At 68.4% G+C, this 15,637-nt stretch carries 14 protein-coding genes; 8 read left to right on the top strand and 6 right to left on the bottom strand.

Features of this window, described 5'->3' with window-relative positions; translation table 11 throughout:
- Positions 1-5: 5 nt before the first annotated feature.
- Positions 6-278, bottom strand: a complete 273-nt coding sequence (locus tag FB384_RS11930; RefSeq protein WP_258937152.1) for a DUF2530 domain-containing protein — start codon at positions 276-278, stop codon at positions 6-8.
- Positions 279-324: 46 nt separating this feature from the next.
- On the opposite strand from FB384_RS11930, the gene FB384_RS11935 reads away from it, so the two are divergent.
- The 3 genes from FB384_RS11935 to FB384_RS11945 all read left to right on the top strand — a co-directional run bounded on the left by FB384_RS11935 (position 325) and on the right by FB384_RS11945 (position 3,722).
- Positions 325-1,785 (top strand): NCS2 family permease, encoded by a 1,461-nt coding sequence (locus FB384_RS11935; protein ID WP_183782700.1) that lies wholly within the window; start codon positions 325-327, stop codon positions 1,783-1,785.
- A gap of 127 nt (positions 1,786-1,912) precedes the next feature.
- Positions 1,913-2,371, top strand: coding sequence for a MarR family winged helix-turn-helix transcriptional regulator (locus FB384_RS11940; protein WP_228726352.1), 459 nt, complete (start codon positions 1,913-1,915; stop codon positions 2,369-2,371).
- 121 nt (positions 2,372-2,492) lie between these two features.
- A complete protein-coding gene (locus FB384_RS11945) occupies positions 2,493-3,722 on the top strand; it encodes an MFS transporter (protein ID WP_183782702.1) in 1,230 nt (409 codons plus the stop codon).
- Positions 3,723-4,064: 342 nt separating this feature from the next.
- Here the strand turns inward: FB384_RS11945 and FB384_RS11950 are convergent, their stop codons facing one another.
- The 4 genes from FB384_RS11950 to FB384_RS11965 form a co-directional block, all read right to left on the bottom strand.
- On the bottom strand, positions 4,065-4,688 hold the full coding sequence (locus FB384_RS11950; RefSeq protein WP_183782704.1) for a superoxide dismutase: 624 nt from the start codon (positions 4,686-4,688) through the stop codon (positions 4,065-4,067).
- Between the two features lie 234 nt (positions 4,689-4,922).
- On the bottom strand, positions 4,923-5,621 hold the full coding sequence (locus FB384_RS11955; RefSeq protein WP_183782706.1) for a biliverdin-producing heme oxygenase: 699 nt from the start codon (positions 5,619-5,621) through the stop codon (positions 4,923-4,925).
- Positions 5,622-5,661: 40 nt separating this feature from the next.
- Entirely contained in the window at positions 5,662-6,291 is a 630-nt protein-coding gene (locus FB384_RS11960; RefSeq protein WP_183782708.1) for a TetR/AcrR family transcriptional regulator, read from the bottom strand.
- Between the two features lie 29 nt (positions 6,292-6,320).
- Positions 6,321-7,817 carry a glutamate--cysteine ligase family protein gene (locus FB384_RS11965; RefSeq protein WP_183782710.1) on the bottom strand — a complete coding sequence of 499 codons (1,497 nt, stop codon included), beginning with the start codon at positions 7,815-7,817 and terminating at the stop codon, positions 6,321-6,323.
- Positions 7,818-8,039: 222 nt separating this feature from the next.
- Here FB384_RS11965 and FB384_RS11970 point away from each other — a divergent pair, with 222 nt between their 5' ends.
- The 4 genes from FB384_RS11970 to FB384_RS11985 all read left to right on the top strand — a co-directional run bounded on the left by FB384_RS11970 (position 8,040) and on the right by FB384_RS11985 (position 13,082).
- Positions 8,040-8,891, top strand: a complete 852-nt coding sequence (locus FB384_RS11970) for a TrmH family RNA methyltransferase (RefSeq protein WP_323985206.1) — start codon at positions 8,040-8,042, stop codon at positions 8,889-8,891.
- Entirely contained in the window at positions 8,878-9,588 is a 711-nt protein-coding gene (locus tag FB384_RS11975; protein WP_183782712.1) for a DUF2537 domain-containing protein, read from the top strand. The genes FB384_RS11970 and FB384_RS11975 overlap by 14 nt, the downstream gene beginning before the upstream one ends.
- Positions 9,589-9,821: 233 nt before the next feature.
- On the top strand, positions 9,822-10,766 hold the full coding sequence (locus tag FB384_RS11980; RefSeq protein ID WP_183782714.1) for an NAD-dependent epimerase/dehydratase family protein: 945 nt from the start codon (positions 9,822-9,824) through the stop codon (positions 10,764-10,766).
- A gap of 39 nt (positions 10,767-10,805) precedes the next feature.
- Positions 10,806-13,082: a glycosyltransferase family 2 protein gene (locus tag FB384_RS11985; RefSeq protein WP_183782716.1), complete on the top strand. Its 2,277-nt coding sequence runs from the start codon at positions 10,806-10,808 to the stop codon at positions 13,080-13,082.
- Positions 13,083-13,680: 598 nt separating this feature from the next.
- Here FB384_RS11985 and FB384_RS11990 read toward each other — a convergent pair.
- Complete coding sequence (locus FB384_RS11990; protein WP_323985207.1) at positions 13,681-14,229, bottom strand: GtrA family protein; 549 nt, start codon at positions 14,227-14,229, stop codon at positions 13,681-13,683.
- A 156-nt stretch (positions 14,230-14,385) separates the two neighbouring features.
- Here FB384_RS11990 and FB384_RS11995 point away from each other — a divergent pair, with 156 nt between their 5' ends.
- Positions 14,386-15,585 (top strand): NAD-dependent epimerase/dehydratase family protein, encoded by a 1,200-nt coding sequence (locus FB384_RS11995; protein ID WP_183782720.1) that lies wholly within the window; start codon positions 14,386-14,388, stop codon positions 15,583-15,585.
- Positions 15,586-15,637 lie beyond the last annotated feature (52 nt).

Below are 15,637 nucleotides of genomic sequence, written 5' to 3' on the forward strand. Positions count from 1 at the left end.
GGGCGTCAGAGGTTGCGCTGGGCTCCGCGGGAGCCGTGCCGTGAGGCCGCCGTCTGCCATGCAATGATGCCGAAGCCGACGCACCCCAGCCCCCCACCGGCCAGCGCTGTCCAGGTCCATGTGCTGTCGGCGCCGGTGACGAGCAGGACGACCAGGGCGACGAGCCATGCCGTCGTGCCCACGATCACCGGTGCCCACAGTCCGACGACGGGTTTGGGCAGTGCAGGAACCGGGCGAAACGGTCCTGTAACCCCTCGGGTCTTGCCGGGTGTGTCCACGTGGGACAGGCTACCGCTGCCGTTGTCGAAGCGAGGTGGGTGACGAATGGCTCAGGAGAGCACCGAGCAGGGCCAGGAGGGGTCGAAGGGCGGGCTCGACCGGTACTTCAAGGTCAGCGAACGGGGCTCGTCGATGGCCCGCGAGGTGCGCGGTGGCCTCGTCACCTTCGTCGCGATGGCCTACATCATCGTGCTGAACCCGCTGATCCTCGGCAGCTTCGCGCCGGACGATCCGGCGGCGAAGACCGACGCGACGGGCGCCATCCTGGGAGTCCCGCAGGTCGCGGCGGTCACGGCGCTGGTCGCGGGTGTGATGACCATCCTGATGGGCCTGGTCGCGAACTTCCCGTTCGCGCTCGCCGCGGGGCTGGGCATCAACGCCCTCGTCGCCTACACGATCGCGCCGCAGATGAGCTGGGGCGCCGCGATGGGCCTCGTACTGGTCAACGGCATCATCGTGCTCATCCTCGTGCTCACGGGTGTGCGCACGATCATCTTCAAGGCGGTTCCCGCGGCGCTGAAGGCGGCGATCGCCGTCGGCATCGGCCTGTTCATCTCGCTGATCGGCCTGGTCGACGCCGGGTTCGTCACGCAGGGCGACGGCACCCCGGTTCAGCTCGGCGTCGCCGGTTCGATCGCGACGTGGCCGACAGTGGTGTTCGTCGTGACGCTGTTGGTCATGGCCATCCTCGTGGCGCGCGGGGTCAAGGGCGGCATCCTCATCGGTGTCGTGGTCGGCACCGTGATCTCCCTGGTGGTCGAGGCGATCGTGGGCGCGGGCCCTTCGGGCCCGGACAACCCGACGGGCTGGGCCTACGGCTATCCGGCGCTGCCGGACAGCGTGTTCGGCGTGCCGGACCTGTCGTTGCTGGGCAGCGTCAACTTCGACGCGTGGGTGCAGATCCCCGCGATCTCGGCGGCGTTGCTGGTGTTCAGCCTCGTGCTGACCGACTTCTTCGACACGATCGGCACGATGACCGGCCTCGGCAGGCAGGCCGGCCTCGAGAAGAACGGCAAGCTGCCGAACACGAGCAAGGCGCTGTTCGCCGACTCGCTCGGCGCGATCGCCGGTGGTGCCGGTTCGGCGAGCTCGAACACGGTGTACGTCGAGTCGGCGGCCGGTATCGCGGAGGGTGCGCGTACGGGCCTGGCGAACCTCGTGACGGGCGGCCTGTTCCTCGTCGCGATGTTCTTCACCCCGCTCTACGAGATCGTCCCGATCGAGGCGGCGGCGCCCGCGCTGGTCATCGTGGGTGCGCTGATGATCAGGCAGGTCGCCGACATCGACTTCTCGGACCTGACGGTCGCGCTGCCCGCGTTCCTGACGATCGTGGTCATGCCGTTCACGTATTCGATCACCAACGGCATCGGCGCGGGGTTCGTCAGCTACGCCGTACTGCAGGCCGCCACGGGCAAGGCCCGCAACGTGCACCCGCTGATGTGGGTCGTCGCCGTCGCGTTCGTCATCTACTTCGGGATCGGGCCGCTCCAGGCGTTGTTCGCCTGATCTCTCACCCGCCTCAGCGGATGTCGTGCCGTGGGTGTCACCGATTCGGGTGTCGCCCACAGCACCATCTGTGCTGGTCGAAGAGGTCGTAAGCTAAACTAATCAAGTGTCCGATCCTGCAGACGGTCTGACCGCATCCGTTCCGGCGGAACCCGGCGGCCGGTCCGAGCACCCTTCGCTGGCGAGCCGGTTGCGGCTCTCGGTGGTGCGGCTCAACCGCAGGCTCCGGGCACAGCGGACCGACACCGACCTGTCGTTGACCCAGGTGGCCGCGCTGTCGACGCTCCACAAGCACGGCGCGATGACACCGGGCCGGCTCGCCGCGCACGAAGGCGTTCAACCGCCCTCGATGACGCGGGTGATCGCTGCGCTCGAACTGGTCGGCTATGTCGAACGGGCTCCGCATCCGACCGATGGCAGGCAGGCCATCGTCGCGATCACGGAGTCGGGTACGGCCTACGTCCACGAAAGCATCTCGGTTCGTGAGGCGTGGCTGGACGAACGGTTGCAGGAACTGAGCGGTGAGGAGCGCGAAGTGCTCTCCAGAGCCGCCTCGATCATCGAACGCATGGCTGGCCACAGCTGAGGAGGCGTGCGGCCCGCCTGCCAGGAGGCGACAACCCGGCGTGACACTCACGGATAGCGACACCCAGTCCCGGCCGACCGCTGACGCTATTCCGCGACCCCGCCGAAAGTCCCCACCTGGCATGTTCGCGTCGCTGCGCGTGCGCAACTACCGGCTGTTCTTTGCGGGCCAGGTCGTGTCCAACATCGGCACCTGGATGCAGCGCACCGCCCAGGACTGGTTGGTGTTCACGCTCAGCGGCAACGACCCGGTGGCACTCGGCGTCGCCGTCGCGCTGCAGTTCCTGCCGACGCTGCTGCTGTCGCTGTGGGCTGGCGTGCTGGCCGACCGGGTCGACAAGCGCAAGCTGCTGTTCACGATTCAGGCGGGCATCCTCGTGCAGGCGGCCGTGCTCGGTGGGCTCGCCGTGAGTGGTGCGGTCGAGCTGTGGCACGTGTACCTGCTGTGTTTCATCCTCGGCACGTTGTCGGCGCTCGAGGTGCCGACGCGGCAGTCGTTCGTCGCCGAGCTGGTCGGCAACGACCAGGTGGCGAACGCCGTCGCACTCAACTCGTCGATCTTCAACATGGCCCGCATCGTCGGGCCCGCGATCGCCGGGCTGGCGATCGTCGCGATCGGCGAGGGCTGGCTGTTCATCGGCAACGCCGTGTCGACCCTCGCCGTGCTCGCGGGTATCGCGGCGATGCGCCCCGGCGAGCTGTACCGAGGGAAGGCGGTCGCGCGGGCCAAGGGGCAGCTGCGTGAGGGGCTGCGGTACGTGCGCGGCAGGCCGGATCTGATGGCGATCATGCTGCTGATGATGTTCGTCAGCACGTTCGCCATCACTTTCTTCACCTCGCTCGCCGTCGTCGCGGGCAACGTGTTCGGCACGGAGGCCGACGGTTACGGCATGCTGTCGACGCTGCTGGCAGTGGGAACGTTCGCGGGGGCGTTGCTGTCGGCGCGGCGCGGGAGCAAAGGCAAGCCGACGATGCGGCTGTTGCTGGGGGCGGCGATGGCCCTCGGTGTGCTCGAGGTGGCGACGGCGTTCATGCCGACCTACCTGGCGTTCGGCCTGGCGCTCGTGCCGCTGGGGCTCGCGACGATCACGTTCCTCAACACCGCGAACACGTTGGTGCAGACATCGGTCAGCCCGCAGATGCGTGGCCGGGTGATGGGCCTGTACGTGCTGATGGTGATGGGTGGCAACCCGATCGGTGGGCTGCTGACCGGCTGGATGGCGGAGACGTTCGGTGGGCGCTCGCCGTTCTACATCGGTGGTGCGGTCGCGATGCTGGCCACGGCGGTCTGTGCCCTGGCGCTGACGAAGACGCGCGGCGGCCACTTGCGCGAGGCGCTGAGGTTAGGCTAACCTCAGACTCGTCGCTTCGTGGTGGGAGCGGCAGTCAGTTCGGGAACGGACGGGGTCCTGGCCGCTGGAACCGGCCAGGGCCCCGTTCCCGTATGCGGCACTGTACCGGTGAACGCTCCGACCGCCCCAAGTCCTCTCCGCGCCTCCCCGGCTTCGCCAGCGGGATCGCGACTGATGCCGACAGCCGCCCGTCTCCCGCCACCACCCAACCGGACGCGCTCCGCGCGACAGCTCCGACCCAATGCCGACAGGCGCCCACTGACGACGAAGGCCCCGCACCGGAACGGATCCGATGCGGGGCCTCCGCGGTTTGCTCGAACTGACCTCGTCAGGTTCGGCGCCTCAGGCCTGCAGCAGGCCGTTGCGGCCGGCCTTCGCGTCCTCGAAGCGCTTGCCGATCTCCGCCCAGTCGAAGACGTTCCACAGGGCGTTGACGTAGTCCGGCTTGACGTTCTTGTACTGCAGGTAGAACGCGTGCTCCCACACGTCGACCAGCAGGATCGGAACCGTCGGCAGGATCAGGTTGTTGTGGTGGTCGCGCAGCTGCTGCGTGATCAACGTCTTGCCGATCGGGTCCCAGGACAGCGCGCCCCAGCCGTTGCCCTGGATCGTGGTGCAGACCGCCGTGAACTGCGCCTTGAACTTGTCGAAGGAGCCGAACGCGTCGTCGATCGCGGCCGCCAGCTCACCGGTCGGCTTGTCGCCGCCGTTCGGGGACAGGATCTTCCACCACACGACGTGGTTGGCGTGGCCCGCGAGGTTGAACGCGAGCGTGGTCTCGAGGCCGACGATCGAGCCGAAGTCGTTCGCGTCCCGCGCGGCGGCGAGCTTCTCCAACGTTTGGTTCGCACCGTTGACGTAGGTCTGGTGGTGCTTGCTGTGGTGCAGCTCGTTGATCTCGCCCGAGATGTGCGGCTCGAGTGCGCCGTAGTCGTAATCGAGGTCGGGAAGCTCGTACGTGGGCATGAGCCCTCCTTCGTCCTTGAGGTCGCTTGCGCGGTTCGTCTCGTGTGCCAACCTAGTCGTCGCCGCGGAGGCTTGCTAACCGGGTGGGCGCGAGTTGACCTTGCTCCCTCGACCTCACTGGAGGTCAACGAGGTGTCAGATGGGTCACGCCGAGTTGCTGTCCCTCGAGTCGGTGATCGACGGCCGTGAATCGTCGCCCAGACCGGTGCCGCCCACCGGCACCGTGTCCGGTGCTCACGCCGCGCGGTGGGTCTCCACGGTCTCCGCCAGGTCGTCGAGCACGGCGATGTTCAGCTCGAACGCCCGCTGCGCCTCGGCCATGATCCGCCCGTGTTCGGCCTCGTCCCACGGCGCGTCGTCCAGCAGAGCCCGGTACCGGGCGCGGAACGCCGAGGGGCTGCCGAGCGCCGCGAAGTCGTAGAACCGCGCGCCGGGACCGGTGACGCCGTACGTGCGCTCCAGCAGCTTGCCGACAACCTGGCCGCCCGCGAGATCGCCCAGATAGCGCGTGTAGTGGTGCGCGACGAATCCGCCGGCCCAGTCGTAGGCGACCTCGCGCAGCCGTTCGACGTAGGCGCTCGTGGCGGGCGTGGGCTCGATGCGATCACGCCAGCCGGGGCCCGCGAGCCGTTCCAGGTCCACCACGAGGGCCTGCGTGCGGTGCAGTTCCGGGATGACGAACGGCGCTCCGACCGCGTCGCCGGTCATCGCGTCGGCGGCGTCCTCGAGCGTCGAGTAGATGAAGTAGTACTGCTCCGCCAGCCGCGTGTAGCCCTCGAGCGTCAACCGCCCGTCCAGCAGGGCGTTCATATAACGGGAGTGGTGCGCGCGGTCGTGCACCTCGCGGGTCGAATGCCGCAGGGCTTGCGAGAACGGCTCCTCCGCCTGCGACTCGGTCTCCGGCTGGCCGGGGTGGACTGCCTGGTCGGTCACGACGCCTCCCGCGCTTTCTGACAGCGTGTCAGAAACGAGCCTAGCCGTGAGCGGGCGCCTCGGGCGATGCTTCGCGCGGAATTACTCCGACCGCGCGCGACACGAAGGCCACCGCGAGATCGATCGCCCGCGGCAGCTCCTCCGGCGGCACGTCGACGACCTGGCGGGCCCCGAGCGCCGCACTGACCATCGGTGCCAGCACCGCCACGTCCTGCTGTGGCCACCGGCCCCGGCGCATGCCCTCCTCGAGGATGCTGTTGAGCATGCGGCCGATCGGGTCGGCGTGCGCGGCGATGCGCCGGTACGACGACGGCGCGAGCGCCGAGGCCAGCGTCGCTCCGGGCGGCAGGTGGTAGTCGGCGAGGGTCTCGAGTTGCAGCCGCGCGAACACTGCGAGCTTGTCGGCCGGGTCGTCGACCGCGTCGACGGCGTCGGTCAGCCGCGTGACGTAGCGGGACACCTCGTCCTCGACGAACGCCACCAGCAGATGCTCACGGTCGGGGAAGTGGTTGTACATCGCGGTGCGGCCCACGCCCGCCTCCGCGGCGACCCCGGACAGCGTGATCGCCTCGAACCCGCGCTCGTACAGCTGGTTCCGGAGGGCGTCGAACACCTTCTCGCGCACCTGCCTGCGGTGCTCGTCCAGCGAGCTTCCGATGATCTTCGGCATCGCCGCGCCTTTCGTCGCCGGGCCATCGTTCAGCGTACCGGCCAGTCGTGCACGGGGTCCCCGGCGCGCGCGAGTTCGAGGTAGTCGCCGAGCATCACGGCCAGCGCCGAATCCCGGGTCAGCCCGCGGTCCTGCGCCGCGGCGACGGCCTCGCGCTGCCACACACTGCCGTTGCGCTTGGTGACGCACCGGCGCTCGATGACCCCGAGATAGCGGTCGATCACGGTCTCGGAGACCCCGGAGCTGCGCAGTCCCTCGTGCGCCAGCGGCAGCAGGACCCGAAGTGCCAGCTCGTCGGGCGGGATGGATCCGATGCCGGGCCAGTAGAACTGTGCGTCGAAACCGTGCCGCGCGCCCGCGTGCAGGTTCTGTTCGGCGGCCTGGAACGACATGCGCGTCCACACGGGCCGTTCCTCCTCCGCGAGCGCGCGCTGGGCGCCGTAGAACAGGGCCGCGTTGGCCATGATGTCCACCACCGTGGGGCCCGCGGGCAGCACCCGGTTCTCGACCCGCAGGTGCGGCGCCCCGTCCACGACGTCGTACACCGGCCGGTTCCACCGCCACACGGTCCCGTTGTGCAGCCGCAACTCGGTCAGCCGTGGGACCCGGCCGTCGGCGAGCGTGTCCATCGGGTCCTCGTCGTCGGTCTCCGGGAGCAGCCCGGGGAAGTAGCGCAGGTTCTCCTCGAACAGGTCGAAGATCGAGGTGATCCACCGTTCGCCGAACCAGACGCGTGGGCGGACGCCCTGGTTCTTCAGCTCGTCCGGACGGGTGTCGGTGGCCTGGAGGAACAGCGGGATGCGGGTCTCGGCCCACAGCGACTTGCCGAGCAGGAACGGCGAGTTCGCCCCGAGCGCCACCTGCGGTCCGGCCAGGCACTGCGCGGCGTTCCAGTGCGCGGCGAAGTCGTCCGGTGCCACCTGCAGGTGCAGCTGCACCGAGGTGCACGCCGCCTCCGGCAGGATCGACTCGGCGTAGGTGTGCAGGTCCTCCGCCTGCCCGCCCGGCAGGCCGGTGCCCTCGAGTGACAGCAGTGGGCATTCGCCGCGGGTGGCGAGGATGCGGTCGTTCAGCAGGGCGTATCGCGGGTTGTCGGTGAGCCATTTCTGGTCGAAGTGTTCGTCGCCGAGCGTCGGCAGGATGCCGATCATGGCAACCTGCGCGCCCTTGCCGACCGCCTTGGCCTCCGCCCGGCCGATGTGGGCGTTCAGATCACCTTCGAGCTGCAACGCCGATTCGCCGTCGAGCGGGCGCGGCGGCACGTTGAGCTCGATGTTGTGCTGGGAGAGCTCGGTGGTGAACAGCTCGTCGTCGATCGAGGCCAGCACGGCCGCATTCGACATCGACGGGCGCATCGCCCTGTCGACGAGGTTCAGTTCCACCTCGAGACCGATGTGCTTGCGCGGGAACGTGAAGTGTTCCTCGGCGAGCATGCGGGCGAAGGTGTCGAGGCAGCGTTGCATCTTGTCGCGGTACCGGCCTCGTTCGTGTGGGGGACGGCTTCTCGGAGCGACGTCCTGACCCATCGGCACCTTCCTCCCGAGTAACCGCGACGCCTCGTGCCACGGCAATGTCCGTGGCAGAAGGCGACGTTGGCACATTGCACGCGCGGCCGACCAGCGGCCAAACCGGTGCACTGCGAGGTGTGGGCTTCACACTCCGCGAGGTGCCATCCCTCGCACGAACGAGGGACCCGACGTTCGGAGCACCGATGCCTGCGCCGGCAGGTGCAATGGGACACTCTGCGCGTGGCCGGCCGATTGCAGTTGATTTACACCGACGACGTCGGGGACGAACGGCTCGACGAGTTCCGCGACCTCACGACCGCCGACCGCAGACCCGACCGCCCCGGCGGGCGCGGGCTCGTCATCGCGGAGGGCACCGTCGTCGTGCGCCGGCTCGCGGACTCGCCGTACCCGGTGCGGGCGCTGCTCGGCGTGCAGCGGCGGCTCGACGAACTGGCAGGCGACCTGGCCGACCTCGACGTGCCCGCCTACATCACGCCGGCCGACGTGATGGCGGACGTCGTCGGCTTCCACCTCAACCGCGGCGTGCTCGCCACGGCGGACCGTGCTCCGCAGCCGTCGGTGGCCGACCTCGTCGGTGGTGGCGCCAGGGTGATCGCCGTCCTCGAAGGCGTCGGCGATCACGAGAACCTCGGTGCGCTGTTCCGGAACGCCGCCGCGCTCGGCGTCGATGGCGTGCTCCTCGGGCCGGGCTGCTCCGATCCGCTGTACCGCCGCAGCGTGCGCGTGTCGATGGGCCACGTGCTGCGCGTGCCGTTCGCCGTGGCGAGCGGACCCGCCGAGTGGAAGGCTGCGCTGGAGACCGTGCGGGAAGCGGGATTCCGGCTGGCCGCGTTGACGCCGCGGCCGGGGTCCGTCCCGCTGTGGGAGGCAGCGGGCGACGAGAAGGTGGCGCTCATGCTGGGTTCGGAGGGACACGGGCTCTCCGGCGAGGCCCTGGCCGCGGCCGACGTCGCCGTGTCGGTTCCCATGGCTGACGGGGTCGACTCGCTCAACGTCGCGACGACCGGTGCGGTGGCGTTCTACGAGCTCACCGTGCGCAGAGAGGGGGTCGCCGCGGATGCACGGCGCTGAACTCGAACTCGATGTGGACGGCGATCGTGCCGTGCTCGTCGGCACCGGGGGCAGGAAGGCCGATCCCGCGGCGTTCTCGCTCGGCGGTGAGCTGACCGACGCGCTGCACGAGTGGGCACGGGTCTCGGCCGTGGTGGGCGCGGGTGCAGGCCGTGCCGCCGGTCCCGGCGGTACGGGCGCCGTGGACGCGCGCGAAGGGGAGGCGGTCGTCGCGCACCGGGGCAGGCAGCTCGCCGGCCGTGTCGCCGCCGCACTCGGCGTCTCGGTGAGCTACCGCGACCCCGTGGCCGGCCGGACGTTCGTGGCCGTGCCGCCCGCCGAGGAAGCCGGCGGCGAGGCGGAACCGCCCAGTCCCGGAGCACCTGGCGGGCGCCAGGTGCACGGCCGGTTCGACGCCCTCGCCGAGTGGTGGCGGGTGCAGGCCGCCCAGAACCCCGGTCCGGTGCCCTGGGGTACCGGAGTGCTGGTCGGTGCGTTCTTCGCCGTCGTGATGATCGTGGCGATGCTCGCGCTGGCCGGCGCACTGGCGTCGGCGACGCACGGGCTGGTGGCGATCGTCGCCGCGCTCGTGGTGAGTGCGGGGCTCGCACCGTCGCTGTGGCTCGGCAGGCGGGTCCCGGTGGTGCGCTGGATCGTGGGCGGTGTCGCGGCCGGCATCGCGCTCTCGTGGATCGGTGTGCTCGTCATCGTGCTCTGACGGCCGGCGCCACCGCCGACCTCGTGTGATGACTAACACATTTCACTCGTTCGAGAACGGACATTCGCACCAGTGTGGACAGTGCGCAGCCGCAGGTCAGTGGCCCGATGCGCCGTCACATCACGGTTCACGAGTCGATAACGACCAGGTCGGAGTCTTGCCGAGGGGGTCGAGCACGGGTATCGCGCCGGTCGGCGCAAGCGGCCGTTCGGGGGACCGGTACTTTACGGCCCATGGCTTCGTCGAATCCTCAAGACGTGTGCAACGTCGTCGTCACCGGTGGTAGTGGCTTCATCGGACGCGCGGTCGTCGCGAAGTTCCGCGAGCGCGGCGCGCGGGTCACGGTCATCGACAGGGAACCCTCGCCGTACCCCGACGACGAGGGCGTCGTGCACGTCCAGGGCGACCTGAAGGACGCCGAGGTGCGTGAGCAGGCGATCCGGCCCGGCGTCGACGGCATCGTCCACCTGGCCGCGATCACGTCGGTGCTGAAGTCGGTCGAGATGCCGGCCGAGACGTACGCCGAGAACGTCGGGATCACCCACGAGCTGCTCGAGCTCGCCCGGATCCACGAGGTGCCGCGATTCATCCTCGCCTCGACGAACGCCGTGGTCGGCGACGTCGGCACGGCCACGATCAACCCGGATCTGCCCCTCGCGCCGCTCACGCCGTACGGCGCGACGAAGGCGGCCTGCGAGATGCTCATGTCGGGCTATGCGGGCGCATACGGCGTCAAGACCACGGCGCTGCGGTTCACGAACGTCTACGGCCCCGGCATGTCGCACAAGGACAGCTTCATCCCGCGACTGATGCGCGCCGCGCTGACCGGTGAGGGCGTGAAGGTCTACGGCGACGGCCAGCAGAAGCGCGACCTCGTCTTCCTCGACGACATCGTTTCCGGCATCACCGGTGCGTGGGACACGCAGTACGTCGGACGTGCGATCCTCGGTGGCGGCAAGTCGGTGTCGGTGCTGGACATGATCGACGGCGTGCGCGCGGTGACGGGCGCCGAGCTCCCGGTCGAGCACGTGCCGGCTCCCGGCGGTGAGATGCCGGCCGTGATCGTCGACATCTCGGGTAGCGCCGACACGATCGGGTACACCCCGTCGTACGACCTCAAGGCCGGGCTCGCCGCGACCTGGGAGTACTTCCAGAAGGCCGCTGCAGCCACGGGCTGAGCCGCCGCCGCTGAGCCGACCGACGAGAGAGATCGCCGAGTGTCCACCTTTCTCCGCCGTCACTGGCTGCTGCTGTTGCTGCTGGCCGGCGGCGTTGCCCTGCGGGTCGTGACGTGGCTGGCGTACCAGCCCGCACTGCTGTACATCGATACGTTCCGCTACCTGGGCAACCTGGAAGAGCTCCGGCCGACGGACCTCAACCCGCTCGGATACACGGTCGTACTCAAGTTCCTGCTGGAGTTCGGCGGGTTCGCCTGGGCACAGGCGGCCCAGCACATCATCGGGATCCTGCTCGCGCTCGTGCTGTACCGGCTGGCCATGCGCTACACCGAGCGGGGGTGGCTCTCGGCGATCGTGGCCGCGCCGGTGCTGCTGGACGCCTACCAGCTGCAGATCGAAGCGAATCTCATGTCCGAGATCGTCTTCCAGGCGCTGCTGGTGGGCATGCTGTGGGCGCTGCTCTCCCGCGGGGAACTGACGTGGAAGCGCGCCGCGGTGGCCGGTGCGCTGCTCGCGGCCGCGGTGCTCACCCGGACGATCGGCCTCGTCGTCGCGGTCCCGTTCGTGCTGTTCCTGCTGCTCGCATTCGGTGGGCTGAAGGCGTGGAAGACCCGTGCCGGCCGCAGGCACGTGGCCGGCAGGACGGTCGCGGGCCTGGCCGGAGTGGCGCTCGTGCTCCTCGGCTACATGTCGTACTACGCGACCTACGCGGGTCACTTCGGGCTGACCGGGGCGACGAACAACGTGCTGTACGGCCGTACGGCCACCTTCGCCGACTGCAGTCAGCTGCCGGACGACGAGGGGCTGCGGCTGATGTGCCCCGAGGAGCCGCTCGGCCAGCGCCAATCGGTCGACTTCTACACGCACTTCCAGTACGGCTCCGCGGATTGGCCGGCCGAGCCGCTGCCGGACGAGCGGGACAAGGCGACCCTGGCGAAGCAGTTCTCCTACGCGGTGATCCTGAACCAGCCGCTCGACCTGCTCGGCGAAGTGCTCTACGACTTCGGCAAGAACTTCGTCCCGGTGAAGGAGACGTTCCACAACGACGTCCCCGCCGAACGATGGCATTTCCAGTCGCACTATCCGTACCACGATGTGGGGACGGAGACGCCTCAGGTGTACCAGGCGTGGACACTCGCTTATGATGACGAGTTGCCCCACGCCGATCGGGCGCTCGCGTCCTTTATGCGTGATTATCAACAGAACGGCGGTTACACCTGGGGGCCACTGCTCGCAGTGTTCCTGCTGTTGGGCATCCTTGGTGTCGTCGGAGTAGGAAAGGCACGCAGATCACCACTTCGGTCTGGTGCTTTTCTCGCCACCGGCAGCGCGCTCATCATCCTGGCGGGTTCAGCCGCGTTCGAGTTCTCCTGGAGGTATCAGTTGCCTGCGCTCGTCCTGCTGCCGATCGGCGGCGTGTTGGGTCTGGCCGCGATGTTCGGAATGGGGAAGAAGCCCGCTGGGGGCGGCCGTCGTCCCAAGATGGACGACTACCCCGACGACGTCGACACCGCGGCCGTATCCGAGTTCCGCAGCCGCTACGGCGAAGCACCGCTGAGCCCCCTCGTGGTGGTCATCGCGGCCTTCAACGAGGCCAAGGGCATCACCCCGGTGCTGCAGAACATGCCCACCCACTGCGGGGACATCCCGGTCTCGACGCTCGTCGTCGTCGACGGCGCGACCGACGGCACCGCCGAGATCGCCAGGGAGGCCGGTGCGTACGTCTGTGAGGCCCCGAAGAACCGCGGTCAGGGCGGTGCGCTGCGGCTCGGCTACCACCTCGCCAACGAGTGCGGAGCCGACTGGGTCGTCACGACCGACGCCGACGGTCAGTACGACAACAACGAACTTCCGATGCTGATGAAGCCGCTGCTCGACGGCACCGCCGACTTCGTGACGGGCTCGCGCCGTCTCGGTTCCGGCAAGTACGACAGCAGCGTCCGCTGGCTGGGCGTGCGTGTGTTCGCGTGGCTGGCATCGCTGCTGACGATGCAGAAGATCACCGACACGTCGTTCGGCTTCCGCGCCATGCCCGCGGACCTCGCGGCGTCGGTGACGCTGCGCGAGCCGCAGTACCAGGCGTCCGAGCTGCTGCTGGGTGTCATGGCGAAGGGTGCGCGGGTGCTCGAGGTGCCGATGACCATGGAGCTTCGCAACAACGGTGCCAGCAAGAAGGGCGGCAGCATCAAGTACGGCGCGAACTACTCGCGGGTGATGCTCGGGACGTGGCTGCGCGAGTACGTCTTCCGCGGCGGCAAGCGCAGGCCCTACGCGGGCAGGTCGGCACCGGAGCCGGGCGAGCGTAATCCGGCCTGAGAGGCCTGCTGAGGCCACGACAGCTACGAAGGCCCCTGGGACCCGTCGACGGGTCCCAGGGGCCTTTCACTGTCTTCTGGGCGGTGCTTCTCCGTGCGGCCGTCCAGAAGCGGGCTGCGGTGTCGTCGGGCTGTCGGACTTGCTGTGCCGCCGGACCGCGCCGCCGGAATGTGGTGCCGGACTGTGCCGTGGGACCGCGCCGCCGGGCTGCTGTCCGTGCCGTCCCGGAGCCGACGCGGATCCGAGCGGGCACGCCGCCGCGTCGTCTGGACCAGGTCGAAAATGTCGCATCATGCAGAAAACCGGATAAATGCACTGCAGAAGTCCGGAAATATGCATTGACGACCGGAGTGCGGCAGTCGTTGCGAAGTGGAAGGCCGGCGGCGAATTGTCCACATTTTCCGCGATGTGTCGGCCGCGGCGAATTATGCCGCTGATCATTCTTCGTTACCCCGGAACAACCCGTACGGGGGAGGCGGCAGCACGAGGGCCCGGTCACCGGGTGCGGTGACCGGGCCCTCGGGTGCTCGGGTTTCCGGTGAGGCCTCGGCCGCGGGCGAGGATCGCGCGGCGGGACCCTCGGGTGCTCGAAGCCGGCTCAGGCGACCTGTGTCTGCACCTCGGCAGACTTGGCCTTTCCTGCTGCTTTCGGGGCGTCGAGCTTGCTGTAGACGAAGCGGTCGAGCAGCGTGAACTTGATGAGAAAGACCAGCGCATAGCTGCTCAGGAACGCCACGTCGAGCACGATGATGCGCACGAAGCCTTCGATCCGGAGCGGCTCGGTGATCCAGCCCGCGATCGTCGTGAGCGTCATCGAGGCGATAGCGCCGAGGCCGATCACGAACAGATAGGGCAGCAGCTCACGCTTGAAGTCGGGCTTGCCCTTGCGGTTCCACGCCCAGCGGCGTGCGACGAAGTAGTTGGGGACAGCCCCCGCCACGAACGCTACTGCGCTCGCGGCCGTCGGGTTGACGCTCATCGTGAGCAGCACGATCAGCGTCACCTGGCTCATGCCGGTGGCCAGGCCCGAACTCATCAACGCGCGGACCAGTCGTGCGAAGAACTTCGGCTGGCCCGGGCGATGATCCGGGTCGTCGGCCGATTCTCGCTGGTCGGCGGCGTTTTGCCCTGCGGAAACGTTCGTCACATCCCCCATTGTGCCAACCGCCTTTCTCGTTCGTGCGGCGACATCCCTATTCTTTCCCCGTGGGTTGAGATCAGCCCGTTACTAAGACAGTGTGAACCGGCTAGTTCGGGCGCAGAGCCGGGCCGCGTGGCTCAGGCGACAGGAGGAACAAAAAACATGCGAGTACTGGTTCTTGGCGGCGACGGCTTCTGCGGATGGCCGACCTCCCTGCACCTGTCCGCGCAGGGGCACGAGGTCGCCATTGTCGACAACCTCTCGCGGAGGAAGATCGACATCGAGCTCGAAGCCGAGTCGCTGACGCCGATCCGGCCGATGAGTGAGCGCCTGCAGGCCTGGAAAGAGGCGACGGGCAAGGACATCGCGTTCCACAACCTCGACGTCTCGCAGAACTACCAGCGTCTCCTGGACCTGCTCCTCGAGTTCCGTCCGGACGCGATCGTGCACTTCGCCGAGCAGCGTGCCGCGCCGTACTCGATGAAGAGCAGCTGGCACAAGCGCTACACGGTCGACAACAACCTGGGTGCGACGAACAACGTGCTGGCCGCCGTGGTCGAGAGCGGCCTCGACATCCACATCGCGCACCTCGGCACTATGGGTGTCTACGGCTACGGCACGGCCGGGATGAAGATCCCGGAGGGCTACCTCAAGGTCAAGGTCGAAGTCGGCGACGGCGATCTGGTCGACCAGGAGATCCTGTACCCGGCCAACCCGGGCAGCATCTACCACATGACCAAGACGCAGGATCAGCTGCTGTTCTACTTCTACAACAAGAACGACAAGATCCGGGTCACCGACCTGCACCAGGGCATCGTCTGGGGCACGCAGACCAAGGACACGCAGCTGGACGAGCGTCTGATCAACCGCTTCGACTACGACGGTGACTACGGCACGGTGCTCAACCGGTTCCTGATGCAGGCCGGCGTCGGCTACCCGCTGACCGTCCACGGCACGGGCGGCCAGACGCGCGCGTTCATTCACATCCAGGACACGGTCAAGTGCATCGAGCTGGCGATCTCGAACCCGCCCGAGAAGGGTGAGCGGGTTCAGATCCTGAACCAGATGACCGAGACCCACCGCGTCCGCGACCTGGCGCAGATGATCGCCGGCAAGACCGGTGCGGCGATCGAGAACGTCGAGAACCCGCGTAACGAGGCCGACGAGAACGACCTCCACGTGGCCAACGACCGCTTCCTGCACCTCGGCCTCAACCCGATCACCCTCAACGAGGGCCTGATGGAAGAGGTCACCGACATCACGAAGAAGTACGCCGAGCGCTGCGACACCTCGCGTATCCCGTGCGTGTCCACCTGGACCGGCGACAAGTCGGACCACGTCGGCACGCCGAAGAGCGTCTGACGCGTTCAGCAGGTTCCGATACGCCGAAGGGCGGCCCACGATCCGGTGGGCC

Source organism: Prauserella sediminis, from assembly GCF_014195435.1.
In the GTDB taxonomy this organism is placed as follows: Bacteria; Actinomycetota; Actinomycetes; order Mycobacteriales; family Pseudonocardiaceae; genus Prauserella; species Prauserella salsuginis.

Excerpts from the sequence above, each read along its gene's own strand:
- FB384_RS11950 (WP_183782704.1), bottom strand. The coding sequence starts at position 4,688 with ATGCCCACGTACGAGCTTCCCGACCTCGATTACGACTACGGCGCACTC.
- FB384_RS11935 (WP_183782700.1), top strand. The coding sequence starts at position 325 with ATGGCTCAGGAGAGCACCGAGCAGGGCCAGGAGGGGTCGAAGGGCGGG.
- FB384_RS11945 (WP_183782702.1), top strand. The coding sequence starts at position 2,493 with ATGTTCGCGTCGCTGCGCGTGCGCAACTACCGGCTGTTCTTTGCGGGC.
- FB384_RS11980 (WP_183782714.1), top strand. The coding sequence starts at position 9,822 with ATGGCTTCGTCGAATCCTCAAGACGTGTGCAACGTCGTCGTCACCGGT.
- FB384_RS11960 (WP_183782708.1), bottom strand. The coding sequence starts at position 6,291 with ATGCCGAAGATCATCGGAAGCTCGCTGGACGAGCACCGCAGGCAGGTG.
- FB384_RS11975 (WP_183782712.1), top strand. The coding sequence starts at position 8,878 with ATGCACGGCGCTGAACTCGAACTCGATGTGGACGGCGATCGTGCCGTG.
- FB384_RS11995 (WP_183782720.1), top strand. The coding sequence starts at position 14,386 with ATGCGAGTACTGGTTCTTGGCGGCGACGGCTTCTGCGGATGGCCGACC.
- FB384_RS11965 (WP_183782710.1), bottom strand. The coding sequence starts at position 7,817 with ATGGGTCAGGACGTCGCTCCGAGAAGCCGTCCCCCACACGAACGAGGC.